Source organism: Flagellimonas myxillae, from assembly GCF_023502235.1.
GTDB classification, from domain to species: Bacteria; Bacteroidota; Bacteroidia; order Flavobacteriales; family Flavobacteriaceae; genus Flagellimonas; species Flagellimonas myxillae.
This window is the reverse complement of the sequence record NZ_JAMFLY010000004.1, coordinates 184,404-202,593: the sequence shown is the minus strand read 5'-3', so window position 1 is coordinate 202,593 and position 18,190 is coordinate 184,404. Positions and strand designations below refer to the sequence as shown.

Sequence of the window (18,190 nt, the reverse complement as noted above, 5' to 3'; positions counted from 1 at the left end):
CATGAAGTGCATTATCATTGAAGATCAACCACCGGCCCAGCGCATCCTGAGAAAATTTATCGAGGATGTGGATTCGTTGGAACTAAAAGGAGTCTTCTCTGATGCCTTGCAAGCCATGGAGTTCTTAAAATCGGAGCAAATCAACTTGCTGTTTTTGGATATCCATCTCCCAAAAATTTCAGGACTTGATTTTTTAAAGTCCTTGCCAAACCCGCCCCATGTTATACTTACAACGGCATTTTCCGAGTACGCCTTGGAAAGTTATGACCTCAATGTGGTGGACTACCTGCTAAAACCTTTTTCGTTCCAAAGATTTTTAAGAGCCATTGCCAAGGTACCCACGGACAAGGATACGAGATCAACTCTCGATGCCTCTGCATCAATGGAAATGTCAAAGAAGCACATCTATATTAAATCCGGTCACGAACATATCAAGATATATTTGGAGCAAATTCTGCATATAGATTCCGATTCCGATTATACCGAGGTAGTGACCATTGAAAAAAAATATCTGTCCAGCGAACCCCTCCGATATTGGTTGGAATCCCTTCCAAATGAAGTTTTTATACGAACCCATAAATCCCACATTGTCAATATTCATCAAATTGAAAAGTTACAGGGTAACCTGATTTATCTTGAAAATGGCAGTAAAATTCCTATTGGAAGAGCCTTTAAAGAAGATTTCCTGAGCCGGGTTCTAAAATAAGGTTTTGGGAACAGAGCGTTTTTTTGACAATGGTTTTTAAACAAATTGACTTTGTTGGGCATAAATCGCCCAACTTTCCACCCAAAATAAGTTAAAATCCTGCAAACCAGAGGTGCATTTTGGCAAATGGGATGGAACAAGTGTCATTTTTTTCATACATTCGAAATTCAATAGTGTTAACGTTAACATCCAAAATATAAATCACCATGAAAAACATCAATCGGCGGAAATTTATCCAGAAAACATCTTTGTCTGCAGCGGCGGTCTCCTTACTTCCAAGTGCATTAAAAGCGAATATTGAAAGACCTTCAAAATCTAGCTATATGGGCGACCATGCCGCTCCGAAATTGGAGCAGGTACGTGCAGCATTTATCGGAGTGGGCGCAAGAGGAGGTACCCATGTAAGGTCTTTTGCCGCATTGGAAGGAACAGAGGTGGTGGCCATTTGCGACCTATACGAGGACAACGTGAAGAAAAAGACATCATTGGTCAAGGAAGTTGCCGGTAAAAAAAGGCACAAAAACATTGCCCAATACTGGGGAGATGAGAACCAATGGAAGAAGATGCTTTCCGAGGTAAAGCCCGATGTTGTTTTTATAGCGACCAATTGGGTCAGCCATGCACCTATGGCCATTGAAGCCATGGAACAAGGGGCCCATGCCTTTGTTGAGGTTCCAATTGCGGTCACCTTGGATGAAATGTGGGACATTGTTGATGCTTCGGAACGTACCCAGAAGCATTGTATGATGATGGAAAATGTGAACTACGGTCGAGCTGAACTCATGTTTTTGAACATGTGCCGACAAGGTGCCATAGGAGAATTATTGCATGGAGAGGCTGCCTATATCCACGAGTTAAGGGGCCAAATGAATCAACAGGAAAGAGGAACTGGATCATGGAGAACACCTCATTATGCCAAAAGAAATGGAAACTTGTATCCTACTCATGGATTAGGTCCGGTTGCCCAATACATGAACCTAGGTAGAACCGATGACAATTTTGGAAGTCTGGTCTCTTTTTCCACCCCTGCATTGGGAAGGGCTTCTTATGCCAAAAAGAACTACCCGGCCGACCACAAATGGAACAAGCTTGATTTTCAGGGAGGGGATTTAAATACTTCCATCATCAAAACCGCTTTGGGAAGAACTTTGATGGTACAATGGGACGAAACCAGCCCCAGACCGTATAGTAGATTAAACCTGATTCAAGGCACCAAGGGAGCCTTGGCCGGATTTCCAACCCGTGTGGCCTTTGAAGGAGGCGTAGAGGGCATTACCAAGGACCACCATTCTTGGGTTCAGGGTGAAAAGCTTGCGGCCATTTACGAGAAATACGATCATCCCCTGTACAAAAGGTTGAATGAGAGTACAAAACACAGTGGCCATGGCGGTATGGACGGCATTATGATGTACCGTATTGTGGAATGCCTACAAAAAGGTCTTCCCCTAGATCAAAATGTTTACGAAGGCTGTTTTTGGAGCGCAGTAGCTCCTTTGAGTGAGCGTTCCGTTGCAAGTGGGGGAGCACCACAACCTTTCCCTGATTTTACAAGGGGAGGTTGGAAGAATACCGACCCCTTGGACATCGTTGGTTAATTCTCTGGATTCCGATTAAGATTGTAAAGGAAATCATAGGTTTCCTTCATATAGAAAATGCCTTTTCAACTAAGTTGGGAAGGCTTTTTTATTGAGGCAGTGTTTTTATATTATAATAAGCAATGGATACCAATGATTCAAATAATTGACGGCAATCGTTATCTTTAAGCTAAAGCTTTGCAAGGGTTATGGGTAAAGAAGGAAAACGTAACATTTCAGTGACAGGAGATATCTCCTTTAACGAGTTAAAAGTGTCGGAACCTAGGCCTTATGCGGCAGGGGTGCCCGCCGTGAAGGTGGCCTTGGAGCATATGAACAAGGAATCTGGACTGTTCCGGTCCATAAAGACTTTGTCCCGAATGAACCAAAAACAAGGATTTGACTGTCCTGGATGTGCTTGGCCGGACCCCGACAAACCCTCAAAGCTGGGGGAGTATTGTGAAAATGGTGTGAAAGCCATTGCCGAGGAAACCACTTTTGAAAGGGTAGATAGGGAATTTTTTCAGAAATATTCGGTGGAAGAGCTATCCACTTGGACCGATTATCAAATTGGGAAAAGCGGTAGGATTACCGAACCTTTTATTTTGAAACCAGGGGAGACCCATTATGAACCTATTTCATGGGATAAGGCATTTGAAACGATAGGTGAACATCTAAAGACCTTGCAAAGTCCGGATGAGGCCGTTTTTTACACCTCGGGTCGCTCCAGTAACGAAGCGGCCTTTCTCTATGGCCTGTTTGCGCGGGCTTTCGGTACGAACAATATGCCCGATTGTTCCAATATGTGCCATGAATCTAGCGGGGTCGCCCTTTCTGAAACCCTAGGGATTGGTAAAGGTTCGGTGGTATTGGAAGATTTTGAGGAGGCTGAGGTGGTCATGGTCATTGGGCAAAACCCAGGCACCAATCATCCCAGGATGCTTACAGCACTTCAGAAATGTAAGGCAAATGGAGGTAAGATCATTACGGTAAACCCACTTTCAGAAAGTGGTCTAAACAGATTCAAAAATCCGCAACAACTTAATGGAATTTTGGGAAAGGGAACCCAATTGACCGATGTATTTCTCCAAGTAAAAATTAACCAGGATGTTCCGCTCCTCAAGCTCATCATGAAACGGTTGTACAAAAGAGAGAAGGCGGGTGAAAAGGTATTTGATCATGACTTTATCGCTGAAAAAACCCTGGGGTTTCCATCTTTTATGGAGGACCTGGAGCAATATGACGAAGCAGATTTGCTACATCAATCTGGTGTAAACGCCTTTGATGTGGATTTGGCGGTCGAATTGTTGGCCAAAAGGTCCAAAATCATCATTTGTTGGGCCATGGGACTGACGCAACATAAAAATGGGGTGGACAACATCAAGGAATGCGTCAATTTACTACTGCTAAAAGGGAGTATTGGCAAAAAAGGCGCGGGAACTTGCCCGGTTAGGGGCCATAGCAATGTGCAGGGAGATAGGAGTGTGGGTATTATGCATCATGTTTCGAAACCATTGAACGAGGCATTAAAAAAAGAATTTGATTTTGACCCGCCTATGCACGAAGGTTTGGATACGGTACATGCTATTCAAGCCATGTATGAAGGAAAAGCCAAGGTATTTGTGGCCTTAGGTGGAAATTTTGTTTCCGCAGCTTCCGACACAGTGTATACGGCCGAGGCCTTGCAGCGCTGTAATTTAACGGTCTCGGTGAGCACCAAACTAAACCGCACACATTTGACCGCCGGGCAAACCGCTTTGATCCTGCCCACTTTGGGCCGTACAGAACAAGACGGTGGAAGATTTGTGACTGTGGAAAACAGCATGGGCAAAGTACACCAGAGTAAAGGCAGACTTAAACCTGCGAGCGACCAATTAAGAAGCGAGCCGGAAATTGTGGCGGCGATAGCAGATGCCTATTTTGGGGGTGAATCCACCATTGATTGGAACCGGTTGGGAAGTGATTACGATTTGGTCAGGGAGAAAATAACTTCGGTGCTCAAAGGATATCAGGATTATGCCAATAGATCGGAAGGCTCTGGATTTTATCTGCCCAACAATGCTCGGGAAGCCGATTTTTCCAAGTTACCGGGGGGCAGGGCACAATTTTCCATTTGCGGCCTTCCCGACATTCATTTAAAGCCTGATGAATTTCTTTTGATGACCGTAAGAAGCCATGATCAATTCAATACCACCATCTATGGCCTAAATGATAGGTATAGGGGCATCCATGGAGAACGGAGGGTAGTTTTTATGAATCCGAAGGATATGGAAAAAAACGGTTGGCAAGCCGAGCAAATTGTCGATTTGGTTAGCCGCTATAATGGCCAGGAACGAAGGGCCCAAAACTTCAAGCTAATACCCTATAATATTCCGTCCTCGAATCTATGTGCGTATTTTCCAGAAACCAATATCCTAGTGCCCATAGGGTTGTATGCAGATAAAAGCCAAACACCGGTAAGTAAATCCATCGTGGTTGCTGTGGAGCCGGTTTAGGGACATTTTTTGTTTGGTTTTTATATCTTTAAAGCTATGGAATCTTACGCTACGGCCTTGCTTTATGCCATCCCTTTTTTCGTGGGATTGGTGCTTTTCGAAGTGATTTATGGATATTATGTAAAGAACCAAAAACACAATGTCATGGATACCGTGAGCAGTTTAAGCTCCGGTTTGACCAATGTGGTAAAAGACTCCCTGCAATTGGGGGTTGCTTTGGTGACCTATCCCTTTTTGTTGGAACACTTGGCCCTCATGGAGATCAAGGCAACATGGCTGGTGTGGGTCATCGGTTTTTTGGCTTTGGATTTTGCCGGGTATTGGAATCATCGGCTCAGCCACAGTATCAATTTCTTTTGGAACCAACATGTGATCCACCATAGCAGCGAGGAATTTAATTTGGCCTGCGCCTTGCGACAGTCCATTTCCAATCTTTTGGTTTATTTCCCCCTTTTGATGATTCCTGCGGCACTTTTGGGAGTTCCGAACAAGGTTGTGGCCATATTGGCCCCTTTGCATCTATTCGCCCAGTTCTGGTACCATACCCAACATATTGGGAAAATGGGATGGTTGGAGTATGTGATCATTACCCCTTCCCAACACCGGGTACATCACGCTATTAATCCAGAATATATTGATAAGAACCTAGGGCAGATTTTTAGTTTTTGGGATCGCATGTTCGGAACGTTTCAAGAAGAACTGGATGATGTGCCGCCCCAATATGGTGTACTTAAACCAGCGAGCACATGGAACCCCATCCTAATCAATTTTCAGCATATTTGGAGATTGTTAAAGGATGCTTGGCGAACCCAAAGTTATTGGGACAAACTTCGGATTTGGTTTATGCCTACGGGTTGGCGTCCTTCCGATGTCAAAGAAAAGTACCCCGTGGAAATTATTGAAAACGTGTACAATTTTAGAAAGTACATGCCCAAATCCTCCACTGCCTTAAAAGGGTATTCCATTTTTCAATTGTTGTGCAATACGGGATTGATGTTGTTCATGTTCTATAATTTTTCCGAAATAGGGGTAAATGGACTACTGTTGTTTGGGGCTTTTGTTTTTATGGGGGTATACGGGTATACCTCTTTGATGGACAGGGATAGTTATGCAGTTTGGATCGAGGTATTTAGAAGTATTGCGGGTTTAGTCCTTATTTATTGGACTGGCGATTGGTTTGGAATCAATGACCATGTGTTTTTAGGGAGTTATCTGGTTGCATTTTATTTTTTAATCACTGTATTGGGGGGTGTCTATTTCACCTATTTTGAAAGACCAGCTCAGGACAAAGGGCAGTTGGCGCTTTAGCTAATTTTTTAATTAGGACCATCACTGCACAATGAAAGGCAATTTCCGAGCGTTTGTCAGAGATAACTTCATACCCAACCATGAATAGACAACAACAACTGACCTTTTGCAAAATTTGCACCCATCGGAAAAATGACTTTGAAAGAGGCATTGTTTGCGGATTGACAAACGAGCTAGCCGATTTTGAATTCGAATGTCCGTCTTACGAAAAGGATCCGAATCTGTCCGCCAGAAGCTTCGGAAGTATGCATTCACAAGGAACCCATTTGCATACTGCGAGCGGTACCAAGCGATTTATCAATTATCTGATTGACTATTTGTTTATTATTGGCTTGGGTGCCCTGGTAGGAGGTGTCTTGGGATTGGTCCTTAACCATTTTGCTCCAGATAAGCTTTATCTTTTGTTGGATGATAACAAAATGAAGGACTACGCTCTTGGTGCTATTCTTTTATTTGTATACTATGTATTTTTTGAAGGATTCACAGGAAGGACCATTGGTAAGTTCTTTACGAAAACCAAAGTGGTCATGGAGAATGGTGACAAACCCACCTTTACCGATATTGTAATCCGCAGTCTTTGCAGAATGATTCCGTTCGAAGCCTTTTCGTTTTTAGGTAAAGATGCCATTGGGTGGCACGATACCCTATCAAAAACCAGGGTCGTGGAAATGGAAGACTAGGATTTTGGGTCGTTTTTCTTGACTTCCTTTTCCACGAGTTCAATGTAGTTCTTCATCGCGTCATTCACGCTAATGTTTTGGGCTTGTATCAATGCATTGGCCTTAAAGGCATTGATCAAGGGAGTCTTGCTTCCGGGGTTACTGAAATTCTTATTCGCAATCTTGTAATAGGCATAGAGTTTTAGCAACAAGTCTGCCGGGAGTGGATGGGTATAGCTGTTGAGGAATGCTACGGCCTCTTCAAATTTTTTATGTAGCTCATCATCAGTCATCTTTTTGTCTTAACGAGGCAATGCAGGTTTTTGCACCGACAACCTTCTGATTCAATTTAACCGAAATATCACAATCCAAGGGCAACAAAAGGTCGACCCTGGAACCAAATTTAATAAATCCGGCATCCTGTCCTTGGGTAACTTGCTCCCCTTCCTCCGCATAGTTTACAATGCGGCGTGCAAGTGCCCCTGCAATCTGCCGGTAGCCTATTTCTCCGAATTTTGGGGTATGGAGCACTACTGTAGTCCGTTCGTTTTCCGTGCTCGATTTTGGGTGCCAGGCCACCAAATATTTTCCTGGATGGTATTTGGAATAGGTAACAGTACCGCTCGCAGCGTAGCGGGTAACGTGCACATTCACAGGTGACATAAAAATGGAGACCTGCTTGCGTTTTTCCTTAAAATATTCAGGTTCTTCCACCTCTTCAATGACCACAACTTTGCCATCTACAGGGGCCAATATTTCGTCGAAATTTGGGGTAACAGGTCTTTTCGGGTTTCTAAAGAATTGCAATACCAAAATCAAAAGGACCAATGCGACAATTTGAACAACAAACCGCAGCCATTCCGGGCTTACATAAAATTGGGCAACAAGTATCAAGGCCACAACAAGAAAAAATGTGGTAACAATTATTTTTTGGCCTTCTTTATGAAACATATGAAAATATATTAAGTGTCAAATATGCAAATGGTGCTGCAAAAACCAAGCTGTCCAGTCGGTCCCAGATACCTCCATGTCCGGGTAAAATGGCCCCACTGTCCTTTACCTGCGCCACGCGCTTGAATTTGGATTCCAATAAATCCCCCAAACTTCCTGCAATTACGATCACAGTGGCCAAGATCATCCACTGCATCAAGTCTAAACTTGTTTCGTATTTAGCTAGGAAGTAAGCTGCAACCAATGCAAAAATAAGACCTCCTAAAGAACCTTCCACAGTTTTTTTTGGAGAAACTGAAGGATAAAGCTTCGTTCGCCCAATACTTCGCCCTACCAGATAGGCAAAAGTATCATTTACCCATATCAAAATAAAAATACCCATGATCAAAAATTGGGAAAAACTATCCTGTTTATAGGGGATCATGGTTAAGAAGATACAGCCACCACCGAGATATAGAACAGCTATCAAAAATTTTTGAAGGGTATTGAAGGTTTGCGATTGTTTGGAAAAAAGAAATGCCAATAGCGCCAAATCCACCGTGATGGTCAGAAACATTAATGCGGTAATAAGCAATTTGTCCTCCACAAAGTAGATAAAGGCCCACCAAAGGGCCAAATAGGCCACATAAACGTAATAGTTTTTAAGATGTACAATCCGTTTAAACTCGTACAAACAGGCCAGGCCAAAAACCATAAAAAGAAAGTCAAAGGCATCGGAGCTCAAAAATACTGTTCCCATAAGGAGTACCACATAAATTACTCCTGTGATGGCCCGCCTTAGAATTTCTTTCATGTAATCAGTAGTCTTCTAGGAGCAAAAGATATACATTTTTTGAGGCACTTCCGTATGAAAGAAAATCATTTTTATTCTCAGGGGTAGGTTGGAAGTGTTTTAAAGTGGTTATGTTGTTGGGAATGTTCTTCTTATACTTTTCCTTGATAATTTTCAATGCCTCACTGATTGAATCCACCAATTGACTTGTTGTGGCAAACACGATGAGGTTGGAGGGAAGTTCATCAAGCTTCTTTTCCTTGATTTGATTGGAGCAAACCAAAATGGAACCGTTGTGGGCCACCAAATGCTCGCAAGTGGTAAAGAAAATGTCGCTTTCCTTCCTGTTTTGCGTAAAATCGATGTTTTCTGAAGCGAACCTACTTTCCAAACGGGGATCAAGGGTGTAGAAAAAATGCTGATGCCAGTTGTTTTCCGATATAATGTTGCGCAGGGCCTCGGACACCTCCAATTCGTCTTCGCAATAGATAAATTTGCCGCCGTTTTTCTTAAAGTAGATGGTAAATTTTTCGTCTACGGGAATTTTAAGGTCTGGCATGTGTTCCCCACGGGTTTCCAGGGTTTCCTTGGAAACCTTTTTGCCACCTCCAAAAAGTTTATCAAAAACTCCCATTTACGGTTTCAAAAATACAAGTGCTTGGGAACAAAAATCCCGACGGTCAAATAAACTATTCGGCCGTTTCCAACTCTTCCTCTTCTTTTTCGAAAGGTCTTTTTCCAAATATCTTTTCAAGGTCATCCTTAAAAATCACCTCTTTTTCCAAGAGTCTATCCGCCAACTCGGATAATTTATCCTTGTTGTCTTCCAAGAGTTTAATGGCTCTTGTGTATTGCTCTTCAATAATTTTGGATATCTCTTCGTCAATCTTTTGTGCGGTTTCCTCACTGTACGGTTTTGTGAACCCGTATTCATTTTGTCCTGAGGAATCGTAGTACGTTATATTGCCCAGTTGGTCGTTCAAACCATAAATGGTTACCATGGCCCGGGCCTGTTTGGTCACTTTCTCCAAATCGCTAAGGGCCCCAGTGGATATTTTGTTGAAGACCACTTTTTCGGCGGCCCTACCCCCCATGGTGGCACACATTTCGTCCAACATTTGCTCTGGACGCACGATCAGCCTCTCTTCGGGCAAATACCAAGCTGCTCCAAGGGATTGCCCTCTTGGGACAATGGTAACCTTAACCAGGGGAGCTGCATGTTCCAACATCCAACTTACCGTGGCATGTCCGGCCTCGTGGAAAGCGATGGTCTTTTTCTCTTCGGGGGTAATGATCTTATTTTTCTTCTCCAATCCGCCCACGATACGGTCAACAGCATCCAAGAAATCTTGTTTGTTCACTGCCTTTTTCTCTTTACGGGCCGCAATTAGGGCGGCTTCGTTGCAGACGTTGGCAATATCGGCCCCTGAAAATCCAGGGGTTTGTTTGGCCAAGAAGTCCAAATCCAAGGTTTCTGCAGTTTTTATGGGTCTTAGGTGCACCTCAAAAATTTCCTTGCGTTCCCTTAGATCGGGAAGGTCCACATAAATTTGACGGTCAAAGCGTCCCGCACGCATCAATGCTTTATCCAAAACATCGGCACGGTTGGTGGCCGCCAAAACGATTACATTGGTATTGGTTCCAAAACCATCCATCTCGGTTAAGAGCTGGTTCAAGGTGTTTTCTCGCTCATCATTGGAACCAGTAAAATTGTTTTTCCCCCTTGCGCGACCAATAGCGTCAATCTCATCTATAAAAATGATGGCAGGGGATTTATCCTTGGCCTGTTTGAAAAGATCGCGGACACGTGAGGCACCCACACCTACAAACATCTCCACAAAATCCGAACCGGAAAGTGAAAAGAAGGGAACCTTCGCCTCGCCGGCCACAGCTTTGGCCAACAAAGTCTTACCCGTTCCGGGAGGTCCAACCAATAAGGCACCTTTTGGAATTTTACCTCCCAACGAGGTGTATTTGTCCGGATTCTTAAGGAATTCCACAATTTCTTGCACCTCTTCCTTGGCCCCTTCAAGCCCTGCGACATCTTTAAAAGAAGTTCGGGTATCTGTTTTCTCATCGAATAGTTTGGCCTTGGACTTTCCAATGTTGAAAATTTGTCCACCAGCGCCACCTCCGGCCCCTCCAGACATTCTACGCATTAGGTAAATCCAGATACCAATGATCAATGCAAATGGAAGCAAGGAAAGCAACAACTCTCCCAGTACGTTGGATTCCGTGTCGAAATCCACTATAGTGTCAAGGTTGTTTTCCTTTTTGATACTTTTTATTTCGTCCTCAAAATTTTGAAGGTCACCATAATCCAAAATGTACTGTGGAATCTTTCCGGCAGTTATGTTGAAAGGCCTGTCCGCAACGTTGCGGTGTACATCCTTTTGTAAGGCTTCCTCGGTAAGGAAGACCTTAGCCTGTCTGGTATTGGTGATGATCAGAATTTCGGAAATGTCCCCATTTCTCAGGTATTCCTGCAATTCCGAGGTGGTGGTCTTTTCAGTACTGGAGAAGCTGTTGCCACCAAAGAACTGAAAACCAATGATCAGTGCAATGACCACACCATAGATCCACCAGGAACTAAAACGAGGTTTCTTAGGGGTATTCGGATTGTTTTCTTTTGCCATTTTTTTATGAATTGTAGCTGCTCTCCACCATGGTGACCTTGGCATCTCCCCAAAGTCCTTCTATGTCGTAGAATTCCCTAATATGTTTCTGAAATACATGTACCACAACGTTTACATAGTCCATAAGGACCCATTCTGCGTTTTCCGAACCCTCAACATGCCATGGTTTGTCTTGAATGGCTTTGCTGACGGTCTTTTGGATGGAAGAAACAATTGCGTTTACATGCGTGTTGGAAGTACCATTGCAGATAATAAAGTAGTCACAAACTGTATTTTCAATTTCCCTTAGATCCAGGAGGTTGGTATCTACTCCCTTTACTTCTTCAATTCCGTGTAAGATTAAGGCAATCAGTTCATCTGCACTAGCTTTCGTTTTCTGCATTCAAAAATTTTAGTTTCTACAAAGTTATATTTTTTTTGTTTTCTTAGCCCTAGATTTTAACATAACCTTGGACGTACCACAGTGGGAGAACATTCACAAATAATCAAACTTGATGCCACGGACTCCACAAATTTGTATTTAAAGTCGCTGGTCCAGTCCAGAAATGTGATCGATTTTACCTGCGTTCTTGCAGAAAAACAACTTAAAGGACGGGGACAAATGGGCACTTCATGGCAATCAGAATCCGGTAAAAACCTCACCTTTAGTGTATTGAAACGGTATAAAGGGATGGGAGTAGAGCACCAGTTCAACATCAATGTTTGTGTTTCCTTGGCCCTATACGATGTATTGCACCAACTAGACATTCCCAATGTAAAGGTAAAATGGCCCAACGACATTATGTCAGGTTCGGACAAAATTTGCGGAATTCTGATCGAGAATGTCATTAAAGGACAAAGTGTCCAGTATTCCATAATTGGGATTGGCCTCAATGTAAATCAAACCGTGTTCCAAGGCTTGGATAAAGTGGCTTCACTCAAAGCCATTTTGGGCAAGTCGATTGATTTGGTTGAACTGCTAGAAATGATTTTGTCGCGATTAAAACACCATCTGGATGGGATTGAGACCAAAACCGCCGATACCTTGTTTCCAATATACGAGTCCAAGCTGTTTCGAAAAGACAAACCATCCACCTTTACCGACGGCAATGGACATATGTTCATGGGGTTTGTACGGGGGGTATCCCGCCAAGGCCAGCTAATACTTGAATTGGAAGATCAGCAGTTTAGGGAATTTGGATTAAAAGAGGTCCGTTTATTGTACTGACCTAAATCCTATCCATATTGGTGGAAAGCGTTTCCATGAAGTTGGTAATGGGGCCTTTGATCATCATGGCCATCATGGCATTGAACTCACCTTCAAAACTAAGTCCAACTTCGCTTTCGGATTCCCCTAGGGCTTCAATTGCTCCTGTTAATGTAAAGGGAAGTTTATCGCTAGCAGCACCCAATACCACTTTTTCATGTGGAGTCTGCTCCTTTAAGCGCAACACGATTTCTGGCATTCCCTTTAGGGCAAATCGGAAGGTGATTTCATCCAATATCTCAAACTTGTCGATATTATCGGGCATTAAGGTCTCAAAGTTTTTTATATCGGTCAAAAATTCAAAAACTTCCTGGGCACTTTTGCCCATCTTTTTTTTAGGTACTTCTATGTGCATACATTGAGGTTATTTCCATTGCTGTGGATTGGATTTCCACTGCAATAAGGTTTGCATTTGTGATTCTTTAATGTAACTGATATCGGAGGCCTGCTCAATCAAGTGGTCATAGTCCGATAGCGTGTGCAGGGCCACTTTTTCTTCGGCAAAGTTAACATCAGCCAGCGAAAATCCGTAGGTGAAAACGGCGATCATTCCTTTGACGTCCGCACCATGGGAGCGTAATGCCCTTACCGCGTTTAGACTACTCTTTCCCGTACTTATCAGGTCTTCAATGACCACCACGGATTTGCCGGCACCCAAATGGCCTTCTATTTGGTTTTGTCTTCCGTGCGATTTTGGTTCTGGCCTCACATAAACAAAAGGGAGGTCCAAGGCATCTGCCACCAACATTCCGATACCAATGGCTCCGGTGGCCACCCCGGCAATCGCATCGGGCTTTCCGTAAAGTGCAGTAACTTGCTTGGCCATTTCCTGCCGCACAAAATTCCTGATTTCAGGATAGGAAAGCATTACTCTATTGTCACAGTAGATGGGAGATTTCCAACCAGAAGCCCACGTAAATGGATTTTCTGGTTCCAACTTTATTGCATTAATTTGCAGCAAAAGCTCGGCTGTTTTTTTGGCAGTATCCTTGTTTAAAACCATTGCGCAAATGTATAAAGTTTTTGTTAATGAGTCTCCTCTGATCTTAACAAATGAGCGTCAAGACAACACCAATGGAAATCTCTTTTCGCTGGATGGGGATTCCATTTTAATGGCCATAGATTCGTTGTCAAAGGGCAGGCTCAAGGAAGCATACATTTACCACCCTGATGAGGAGAAAATTTTGGACGTTTTTATGCACAAGATTCCCGTGGTGGTTGCTGGCGGAGGTTTTGTTACCAACCCCAAAGACAAAGTGCTTTTTATCTTTAGAAATGGAAAATGGGACCTGCCCAAAGGCAAGGTTGATAAAGGAGAATCCATTGAAAAAGCTGCAATCCGGGAGGTTGAGGAGGAAACTGGTGTCAAGGGTTTGATCATCGAAAAGTTCCTGCGAACCACATATCATGTTTTTAAAAGGAGCGGGGAATACCGACTAAAACAGGTGCATTGGTTTCGGATGAGCACAAGCTATTCCGGAAAATTGGTGGGGCAACAAGCTGAGGGCATTTTAAAGGTAAAGTGGAAAGGCCCCAAGAAAACCAAGAAAGCTTTGGAAAACTCGTACCACAATATCAAAATCTTGTTCGAGGACTGGTTTATTCCTTCGGAATAAGATCTTCGGCCTTACTTCCCTTTGCAATCCTATAGATAGGATATCTTAAAAAGGGTTTTTCTCGATATTTTGACCGCTGAAACACCCAATCCAATTGGGCATACCAATTCTGGGCAAACTCTTCATCCAATTCTTTTTTCGCCAAGAAATTAGTCCGGAGCACAGAATCTTTTTGTAATATCTCCAAAGCCAGGTCCTCAAAGACATAAGGAGAAAACCCTTCTTTTTGCTGAAGTACCGTATCGAAAAAATTCCAGTTGAAGAAGGAATCATCCGCTTGCGGTTCCAAGGTTTCAAGCAAATAGCGCACCCCCTCTTGATTTGTGGGGACCACTAGGTCACCGGACATCAATTGTACTTGTTCCAAGCGTTGTTCCACTATGGTGTTGTAGTGCGGATAATGACCTTCATAGGGGGATTGACGTGTTTCATAGCTTGAGATAGTATAGGTTTCCAGTTGTTCCGAGATATTCTCCCCCAATTCAAAATAATCTATCCCATTGGCCTCCAATCGCTCCAAGATACCTATCCAACTTTTGGGAATGATATACGCCGCTGGTACCGTAATGGTATCTACTGGAAAAAAATGATTGTGGTAGGTAGTTTCTTTGGTAAAGGGCTTGTCGCGTTGATACTGCAGCCTGGGATGACCGGTAATTTCACTTTGGGGTTGCGCTGCTTCGTATCCTTTGAACTGGAGTGCGGAACCCTTGTCCCTATCTACCTGCCAATTGAAATGGTATTTTTCAAGCTCAAGATTCTCATGGGCGGTTTCCTCACGCAATTTTTTAATGGTCTTGTACTCCTTTTCCACTATGGAGATCATACTTTCCATGAGCTCGTAAGTACCTTCCACGCGCTGTTCATAGGGTTTTAGCATGTGGGTTTCCACCATCATGCCCAAGGTGTTCCAAAGTGTGGTGTAGCCTGTGGAATATCGTGGATGGTCCATAAACTGGCTAAAGCCCAATTCAGGTGGGCGATTAAAAACGTTCACATAGGGAGTAATATCCCAATCTTTATCGGCCAAGGATTCCTCAAGTTGGGGACGGAGTACCTCTTCAAGATATTTTCCGAGTTTGCCACCAAGTTTGTTGTGTTGTGTGAAGAGATGGGTCAAGATATATTGGTAGTCTGCACCATTGCTCACGTGGTTGTCCACAAAAACGTCAGGTTTTACCAAATGGAAGATTTGCGCGAAGGTCTTGGCATTTTTGGTGTCCATTTTCACAAAATCCCGATTCAGGTCATAATTTCTGGCATTGCCTCTAAAACCGTAGTGCACTGGTCCGTTTTGATTTACCCTGGTAGTAGAGTTACGCTGCAACGCTCCACCAATATTGTATATGGGAATGGTTGCCAAAACCACATTTTTTGGGGATTCCATTTTACCGATTGCCAAATCCCTGAACAGCATCATGGTGGCATCAATTCCATCGCTTTCGCCAGGATGTATGCCATTATTAATCAATACGGTGGCCTTTTCGGCCCTCACATGTTCAAAATTGAAATCCCCATCAGGATTAAAGGTTACCAAGTGCAGTGGATACCCACTATCCGTTTCTCCAATGGTCTGTACATTGATTTCTGGAAAATCCTTGGCCAATCCAATATAAAATTCAATGGTTTCTTGATAGGTAGCGGTTTCCGTACCCTTGGACTTTTCATAGAAAGTTTCATAGGTAGGAACTTTGTCCTCCGTGGCGGTCTCACAGGACAGCAACAATGTCAAGGCAAATAAAAAAATTAAGGGCCTACAGTTGGATTTGGTCTGATTTAAAACATGCATGGTCTAACCCCATTACAGAACTCTAAAAGTACGGAATATTATGCTTATGAGGCCAAATGTACCCTTGTAAGGTCTGTAGCCTCTATTTTATAGAGTGGTTTGTTCTTAAAATTGAGGTAATGCCAGCACTTGAGCCTGAATTCGTTCCATCTTTTATAATCTATAGGGTCAATGGAGGAGGTAATCACGTTGATGATGATTCTCTCCTTGATATCCAAGGAAACCAGCTCGTCCAAAAACTCCCATCCGTCCATGATGGGCATGTTTATGTCCAAAAAAATAACCTCTGGACAGGGTAGATTTTGGTGGATTCGCTGTTTTAGGCCTTCTAGGGCAAGTCTTCCATTTTCAAAGTCAGTGATGTCCCTACATGTTGTGATGGTCTTCAACATTTTATTTATACCAAAAACAGTGATGGGGTCATCATCTATAATATAAATACTATTCAATTTTTTCATTAAAATATACGTTGAAGGTAGTGCCTTTATCCACTTCACTGTTTACGGAAATACTACCGTCCATGGCCTCAATTTGGTTTTTTATGATATAAAGTCCGAGTCCTCGGGCATCCTTGTTGTTGTGGAAGGTTTTGTACATCCCAAAAATCTTTTTCCCGTACCGTTCCAGATCTATTCCCAACCCATTGTCCGTAACGCTGAATAACAGATGCTTTTCTTGTTTTATCGCCCTAAGCTCAACTTTAGGAGTCCTATCCGGATGTCTGTATTTTACGGCATTGGTCACAAGATTTAGCAGAATACTTTCCAAGTAGGCAGGAACGCTTAACACCATAAGATCATCTGGAATAAAGTTTTCGAATTCCACTTGATTTTCTTCGAGAAAGGCTGAAAGGTTCTGCTGCATTTTGGTGATGTTTTCACCCAGGTTCAGGGATTTTTTATCCAAATTGACATTGGTGCTGATATCTACCACTTCGTTGAGGTTCTCCAACGTGTCCAGAAGATTGTCAGAAGCGTGGAACAACATCTTCATGATGCGTTGTTTTTCCTTTTCTTCGGTTTCCCTGATCAGAAAATCCAATAGCATCGAGAAGTTGGCTGTATGAGATCGGAGGTTGTGCGAAACGATATGGGCAAAATTGATAAGCTTTTTGTTTTGTATGGCCGTTACGTTGATCAAATTATGGAGTTGTTCCTCCTTTTGTTTGATATGGGTAATGTCCATGCTCATTCCTATGAGCCCATTGGACTTTCCGTTTAGGTCCAAAATTGGAATCTTGGAGGTCAGGAAATTGGTGGAGCTTCCATCCTTTCTAACATTAATGGTTTCCCTGGCCAACATAGGTTCCAAGGTACGCATCACTTCCAAATCCTCGTCTCTTGAGATTTGGGCCACCGCCTTATCATAGAGGTCAAAATCGGTTTTGCCCAAGAGGGTATCCGGGGTGGTACCCAAATATTCGCATTCGGCTTTATTGACCAAAATTTTTCTGGAGTCCTTGTCCTTTACAAATACATTGATGGGTAAATTGTCAATTAAGGTGGTGAGCAATTGTTCACTTTCCCTAATTTTTTTATCTGCCATCACCTGTTCGTGTATATCTTGGAAGGTGCCAAAGATTTTGATAATTTCCCCATTTTTGCGAATGGCCTTGCCCGCTGCGGCAACCCATCTTTCTTCACCCTTGTTGGTAATGATTATCAATTTTTCATGATATGAGGAGCCATTTTCCAATATTTTATGGAAAAGCATTGAAATTCGGTTTCTGCTATATCCTTGCTTGTAAAAATTTATGCCCTCACTAATTGTAGGCTTATAGTCGGGCTCTACTTGGTGTATTTTCTTGGTCTCTTCGCACCAATGGAGTTCCTCAGTGACCAAATCGTATTCCCAGCTTCCAATTTTAGCAATTTCAGCAGTGGCTTTTAAATGAGAGGTTGTTCGTTTTAATTCCTCTTCTTGTGCCACCAAATTAGTAATCTCTTTGGTTTGAATGATAAAGCCCAATTGATTTTCATCTTCGTCAAACCAGGGAGAACAACTGCTGTTGAACCATTGTTCCTTGCCATCCGCTAATTTTTTATGGCGGAGAGTCTTTTCCTGACTCTCAAACAAATTTTTCTTTAGCTGATTTTGGGTTATGTTCTCATGACCGCTATAATAGGTATGTATGGGTTTAGCCAACTTGGACTCGGTGTCAAAAATGGCATGCCACGAATCGGAAGCGCTGATCAATACCGTATCCATTCCCACTAAGGCCGTAGCCGTGGGAAGTTGCTTCAGTATATACTGATGGTGTAGGGTTTTGGTAGTTTTCAAAATTAGGGGGAAGATTTGGGGTTATTGATTTTATAAGAAATTTCCCACTAAAATATAAGTATTAACCTTCTCGAAAGAGTAATTGTTGTGAATCGATGAAAATATGTGGTTTCTTCGATGAATGGGATTAAAGGTAGGGTGGATGGAGCGTAAGTAGC

The 18,190-nt window shown here is 42.9% G+C and carries 18 protein-coding genes; 7 read left to right on the top strand and 11 right to left on the bottom strand.

Features of this window, described 5'->3' with window-relative positions; translation table 11 throughout:
- Window position 1: 1 nt before the first annotated feature.
- From M3P07_RS16165 to M3P07_RS16145, 5 genes are all read left to right on the top strand, one after another.
- Window positions 2-706 carry a LytR/AlgR family response regulator transcription factor gene (locus M3P07_RS16165; protein ID WP_249970960.1) on the top strand — a complete coding sequence of 235 codons (705 nt, stop codon included), beginning with the start codon at window positions 2-4 and terminating at the stop codon, window positions 704-706.
- Between the two features lie 206 nt (window positions 707-912).
- Window positions 913-2,301, top strand: a complete 1,389-nt coding sequence (locus M3P07_RS16160; RefSeq protein ID WP_249970959.1) for a Gfo/Idh/MocA family protein — start codon at window positions 913-915, stop codon at window positions 2,299-2,301.
- 188 nt (window positions 2,302-2,489) lie between these two features.
- Window positions 2,490-4,775: an FdhF/YdeP family oxidoreductase gene (locus M3P07_RS16155; protein WP_249970958.1), complete on the top strand. Its 2,286-nt coding sequence runs from the start codon at window positions 2,490-2,492 to the stop codon at window positions 4,773-4,775.
- A gap of 36 nt (window positions 4,776-4,811) precedes the next feature.
- Window positions 4,812-6,083: a sterol desaturase family protein gene (locus tag M3P07_RS16150; RefSeq protein ID WP_249970957.1), complete on the top strand. Its 1,272-nt coding sequence runs from the start codon at window positions 4,812-4,814 to the stop codon at window positions 6,081-6,083.
- An 80-nt stretch (window positions 6,084-6,163) separates the two neighbouring features.
- A complete protein-coding gene (locus M3P07_RS16145) occupies window positions 6,164-6,763 on the top strand; it encodes an RDD family protein (RefSeq protein WP_249970956.1) in 600 nt (199 codons plus the stop codon).
- On the opposite strand, the gene M3P07_RS16140 is transcribed toward M3P07_RS16145, so the two are convergent.
- From M3P07_RS16140 to rsfS, 6 genes are read right to left on the bottom strand one after another with little or no spacing between them, the layout of a single operon-like run.
- Window positions 6,760-7,035 (bottom strand): acyl-CoA-binding protein, encoded by a 276-nt coding sequence (locus tag M3P07_RS16140; RefSeq protein WP_249970955.1) that lies wholly within the window; start codon window positions 7,033-7,035, stop codon window positions 6,760-6,762. The genes M3P07_RS16145 and M3P07_RS16140 overlap by 4 nt on opposite strands.
- Window positions 7,028-7,693 (bottom strand): phosphatidylserine decarboxylase family protein, encoded by a 666-nt coding sequence (locus M3P07_RS16135; protein WP_249970954.1) that lies wholly within the window; start codon window positions 7,691-7,693, stop codon window positions 7,028-7,030. The genes M3P07_RS16140 and M3P07_RS16135 overlap by 8 nt, the downstream gene beginning before the upstream one ends.
- Complete coding sequence (locus M3P07_RS16130; protein WP_249970953.1) at window positions 7,683-8,486, bottom strand: phosphatidate cytidylyltransferase; 804 nt, start codon at window positions 8,484-8,486, stop codon at window positions 7,683-7,685. The genes M3P07_RS16135 and M3P07_RS16130 overlap by 11 nt, the downstream gene beginning before the upstream one ends.
- 4 nt (window positions 8,487-8,490) lie before the next feature.
- Window positions 8,491-9,099: an LUD domain-containing protein gene (locus M3P07_RS16125; protein WP_249970952.1), complete on the bottom strand. Its 609-nt coding sequence runs from the start codon at window positions 9,097-9,099 to the stop codon at window positions 8,491-8,493.
- A 55-nt stretch (window positions 9,100-9,154) separates the two neighbouring features.
- A complete protein-coding gene (gene ftsH / locus M3P07_RS16120; protein ID WP_249970951.1) occupies window positions 9,155-11,101 on the bottom strand; it encodes an ATP-dependent zinc metalloprotease FtsH in 1,947 nt (648 codons plus the stop codon).
- 4 nt (window positions 11,102-11,105) lie between these two features.
- On the bottom strand, window positions 11,106-11,483 hold the full coding sequence (gene rsfS / locus M3P07_RS16115; protein WP_249970950.1) for a ribosome silencing factor: 378 nt from the start codon (window positions 11,481-11,483) through the stop codon (window positions 11,106-11,108).
- 81 nt (window positions 11,484-11,564) lie between these two features.
- On the opposite strand from rsfS, the gene M3P07_RS16110 reads away from it, so the two are divergent.
- The gene (locus M3P07_RS16110; protein ID WP_249970949.1) at window positions 11,565-12,308 is read left to right on the top strand and encodes a biotin--[acetyl-CoA-carboxylase] ligase; all 744 of its coding nucleotides are present in this window, start codon (window positions 11,565-11,567) and stop codon (window positions 12,306-12,308) included.
- Between the two features lies 1 nt (window position 12,309).
- Here the strand turns inward: M3P07_RS16110 and M3P07_RS16105 are convergent, their stop codons facing one another.
- Window positions 12,310-12,702, bottom strand: a complete 393-nt coding sequence (locus M3P07_RS16105; RefSeq protein WP_249970948.1) for an SRPBCC family protein — start codon at window positions 12,700-12,702, stop codon at window positions 12,310-12,312.
- Between the two features lie 9 nt (window positions 12,703-12,711).
- Window positions 12,712-13,350: an orotate phosphoribosyltransferase gene (gene pyrE / locus M3P07_RS16100; RefSeq protein ID WP_249970947.1), complete on the bottom strand. Its 639-nt coding sequence runs from the start codon at window positions 13,348-13,350 to the stop codon at window positions 12,712-12,714.
- A 7-nt stretch (window positions 13,351-13,357) separates the two neighbouring features.
- Between pyrE and M3P07_RS16095 the strand changes: the two genes are divergently transcribed.
- Window positions 13,358-13,963, top strand: a complete 606-nt coding sequence (locus M3P07_RS16095; RefSeq protein ID WP_249970946.1) for an NUDIX hydrolase — start codon at window positions 13,358-13,360, stop codon at window positions 13,961-13,963.
- Here the strand turns inward: M3P07_RS16095 and M3P07_RS16090 are convergent.
- Genes M3P07_RS16090 through M3P07_RS16080 form a run of 3 tightly spaced genes read right to left on the bottom strand, consistent with a single transcriptional unit; the run spans window position 13,947 to window position 18,032 of the window.
- Entirely contained in the window at window positions 13,947-15,752 is a 1,806-nt protein-coding gene (locus M3P07_RS16090; RefSeq protein WP_249970945.1) for a M14 family metallopeptidase, read from the bottom strand. The two genes, M3P07_RS16095 and M3P07_RS16090, sit on opposite strands and share 17 nt — an antisense overlap.
- 44 nt (window positions 15,753-15,796) lie before the next feature.
- On the bottom strand, window positions 15,797-16,210 hold the full coding sequence (locus M3P07_RS16085; RefSeq protein WP_249970944.1) for a response regulator: 414 nt from the start codon (window positions 16,208-16,210) through the stop codon (window positions 15,797-15,799).
- Window positions 16,194-18,032: a PAS domain-containing sensor histidine kinase gene (locus M3P07_RS16080; protein ID WP_249970943.1), complete on the bottom strand. Its 1,839-nt coding sequence runs from the start codon at window positions 18,030-18,032 to the stop codon at window positions 16,194-16,196. Before M3P07_RS16080 ends, M3P07_RS16085 begins: the two co-directional genes overlap by 17 nt.
- Between the last annotated feature and the right edge of the window lie 158 nt (window positions 18,033-18,190).

Bases quoted from the DNA above. Each gene is read 5' to 3' on its own strand.
- M3P07_RS16095 (WP_249970946.1), top strand. From the start codon at position 13,358: ATGTATAAAGTTTTTGTTAATGAGTCTCCTCTGATCTTAACAAATGAG.
- M3P07_RS16135 (WP_249970954.1), bottom strand. From the start codon at position 7,693: ATGTTTCATAAAGAAGGCCAAAAAATAATTGTTACCACATTTTTTCTT.
- M3P07_RS16165 (WP_249970960.1), top strand. From the start codon at position 2: ATGAAGTGCATTATCATTGAAGATCAACCACCGGCCCAGCGCATCCTG.
- M3P07_RS16125 (WP_249970952.1), bottom strand. From the start codon at position 9,099: ATGGGAGTTTTTGATAAACTTTTTGGAGGTGGCAAAAAGGTTTCCAAG.
- pyrE (WP_249970947.1), bottom strand. From the start codon at position 13,350: ATGGTTTTAAACAAGGATACTGCCAAAAAAACAGCCGAGCTTTTGCTG.
- M3P07_RS16085 (WP_249970944.1), bottom strand. From the start codon at position 16,210: ATGAAAAAATTGAATAGTATTTATATTATAGATGATGACCCCATCACT.
- M3P07_RS16140 (WP_249970955.1), bottom strand. From the start codon at position 7,035: ATGACTGATGATGAGCTACATAAAAAATTTGAAGAGGCCGTAGCATTC.
- M3P07_RS16105 (WP_249970948.1), bottom strand. From the start codon at position 12,702: ATGCACATAGAAGTACCTAAAAAAAAGATGGGCAAAAGTGCCCAGGAA.
- ftsH (WP_249970951.1), bottom strand. From the start codon at position 11,101: ATGGCAAAAGAAAACAATCCGAATACCCCTAAGAAACCTCGTTTTAGT.
- M3P07_RS16130 (WP_249970953.1), bottom strand. From the start codon at position 8,486: ATGAAAGAAATTCTAAGGCGGGCCATCACAGGAGTAATTTATGTGGTA.
- rsfS (WP_249970950.1), bottom strand. From the start codon at position 11,483: ATGCAGAAAACGAAAGCTAGTGCAGATGAACTGATTGCCTTAATCTTA.
- M3P07_RS16160 (WP_249970959.1), top strand. From the start codon at position 913: ATGAAAAACATCAATCGGCGGAAATTTATCCAGAAAACATCTTTGTCT.
- M3P07_RS16145 (WP_249970956.1), top strand. From the start codon at position 6,164: ATGAATAGACAACAACAACTGACCTTTTGCAAAATTTGCACCCATCGG.
- M3P07_RS16155 (WP_249970958.1), top strand. From the start codon at position 2,490: ATGGGTAAAGAAGGAAAACGTAACATTTCAGTGACAGGAGATATCTCC.
- M3P07_RS16150 (WP_249970957.1), top strand. From the start codon at position 4,812: ATGGAATCTTACGCTACGGCCTTGCTTTATGCCATCCCTTTTTTCGTG.
- M3P07_RS16090 (WP_249970945.1), bottom strand. From the start codon at position 15,752: ATGCATGTTTTAAATCAGACCAAATCCAACTGTAGGCCCTTAATTTTT.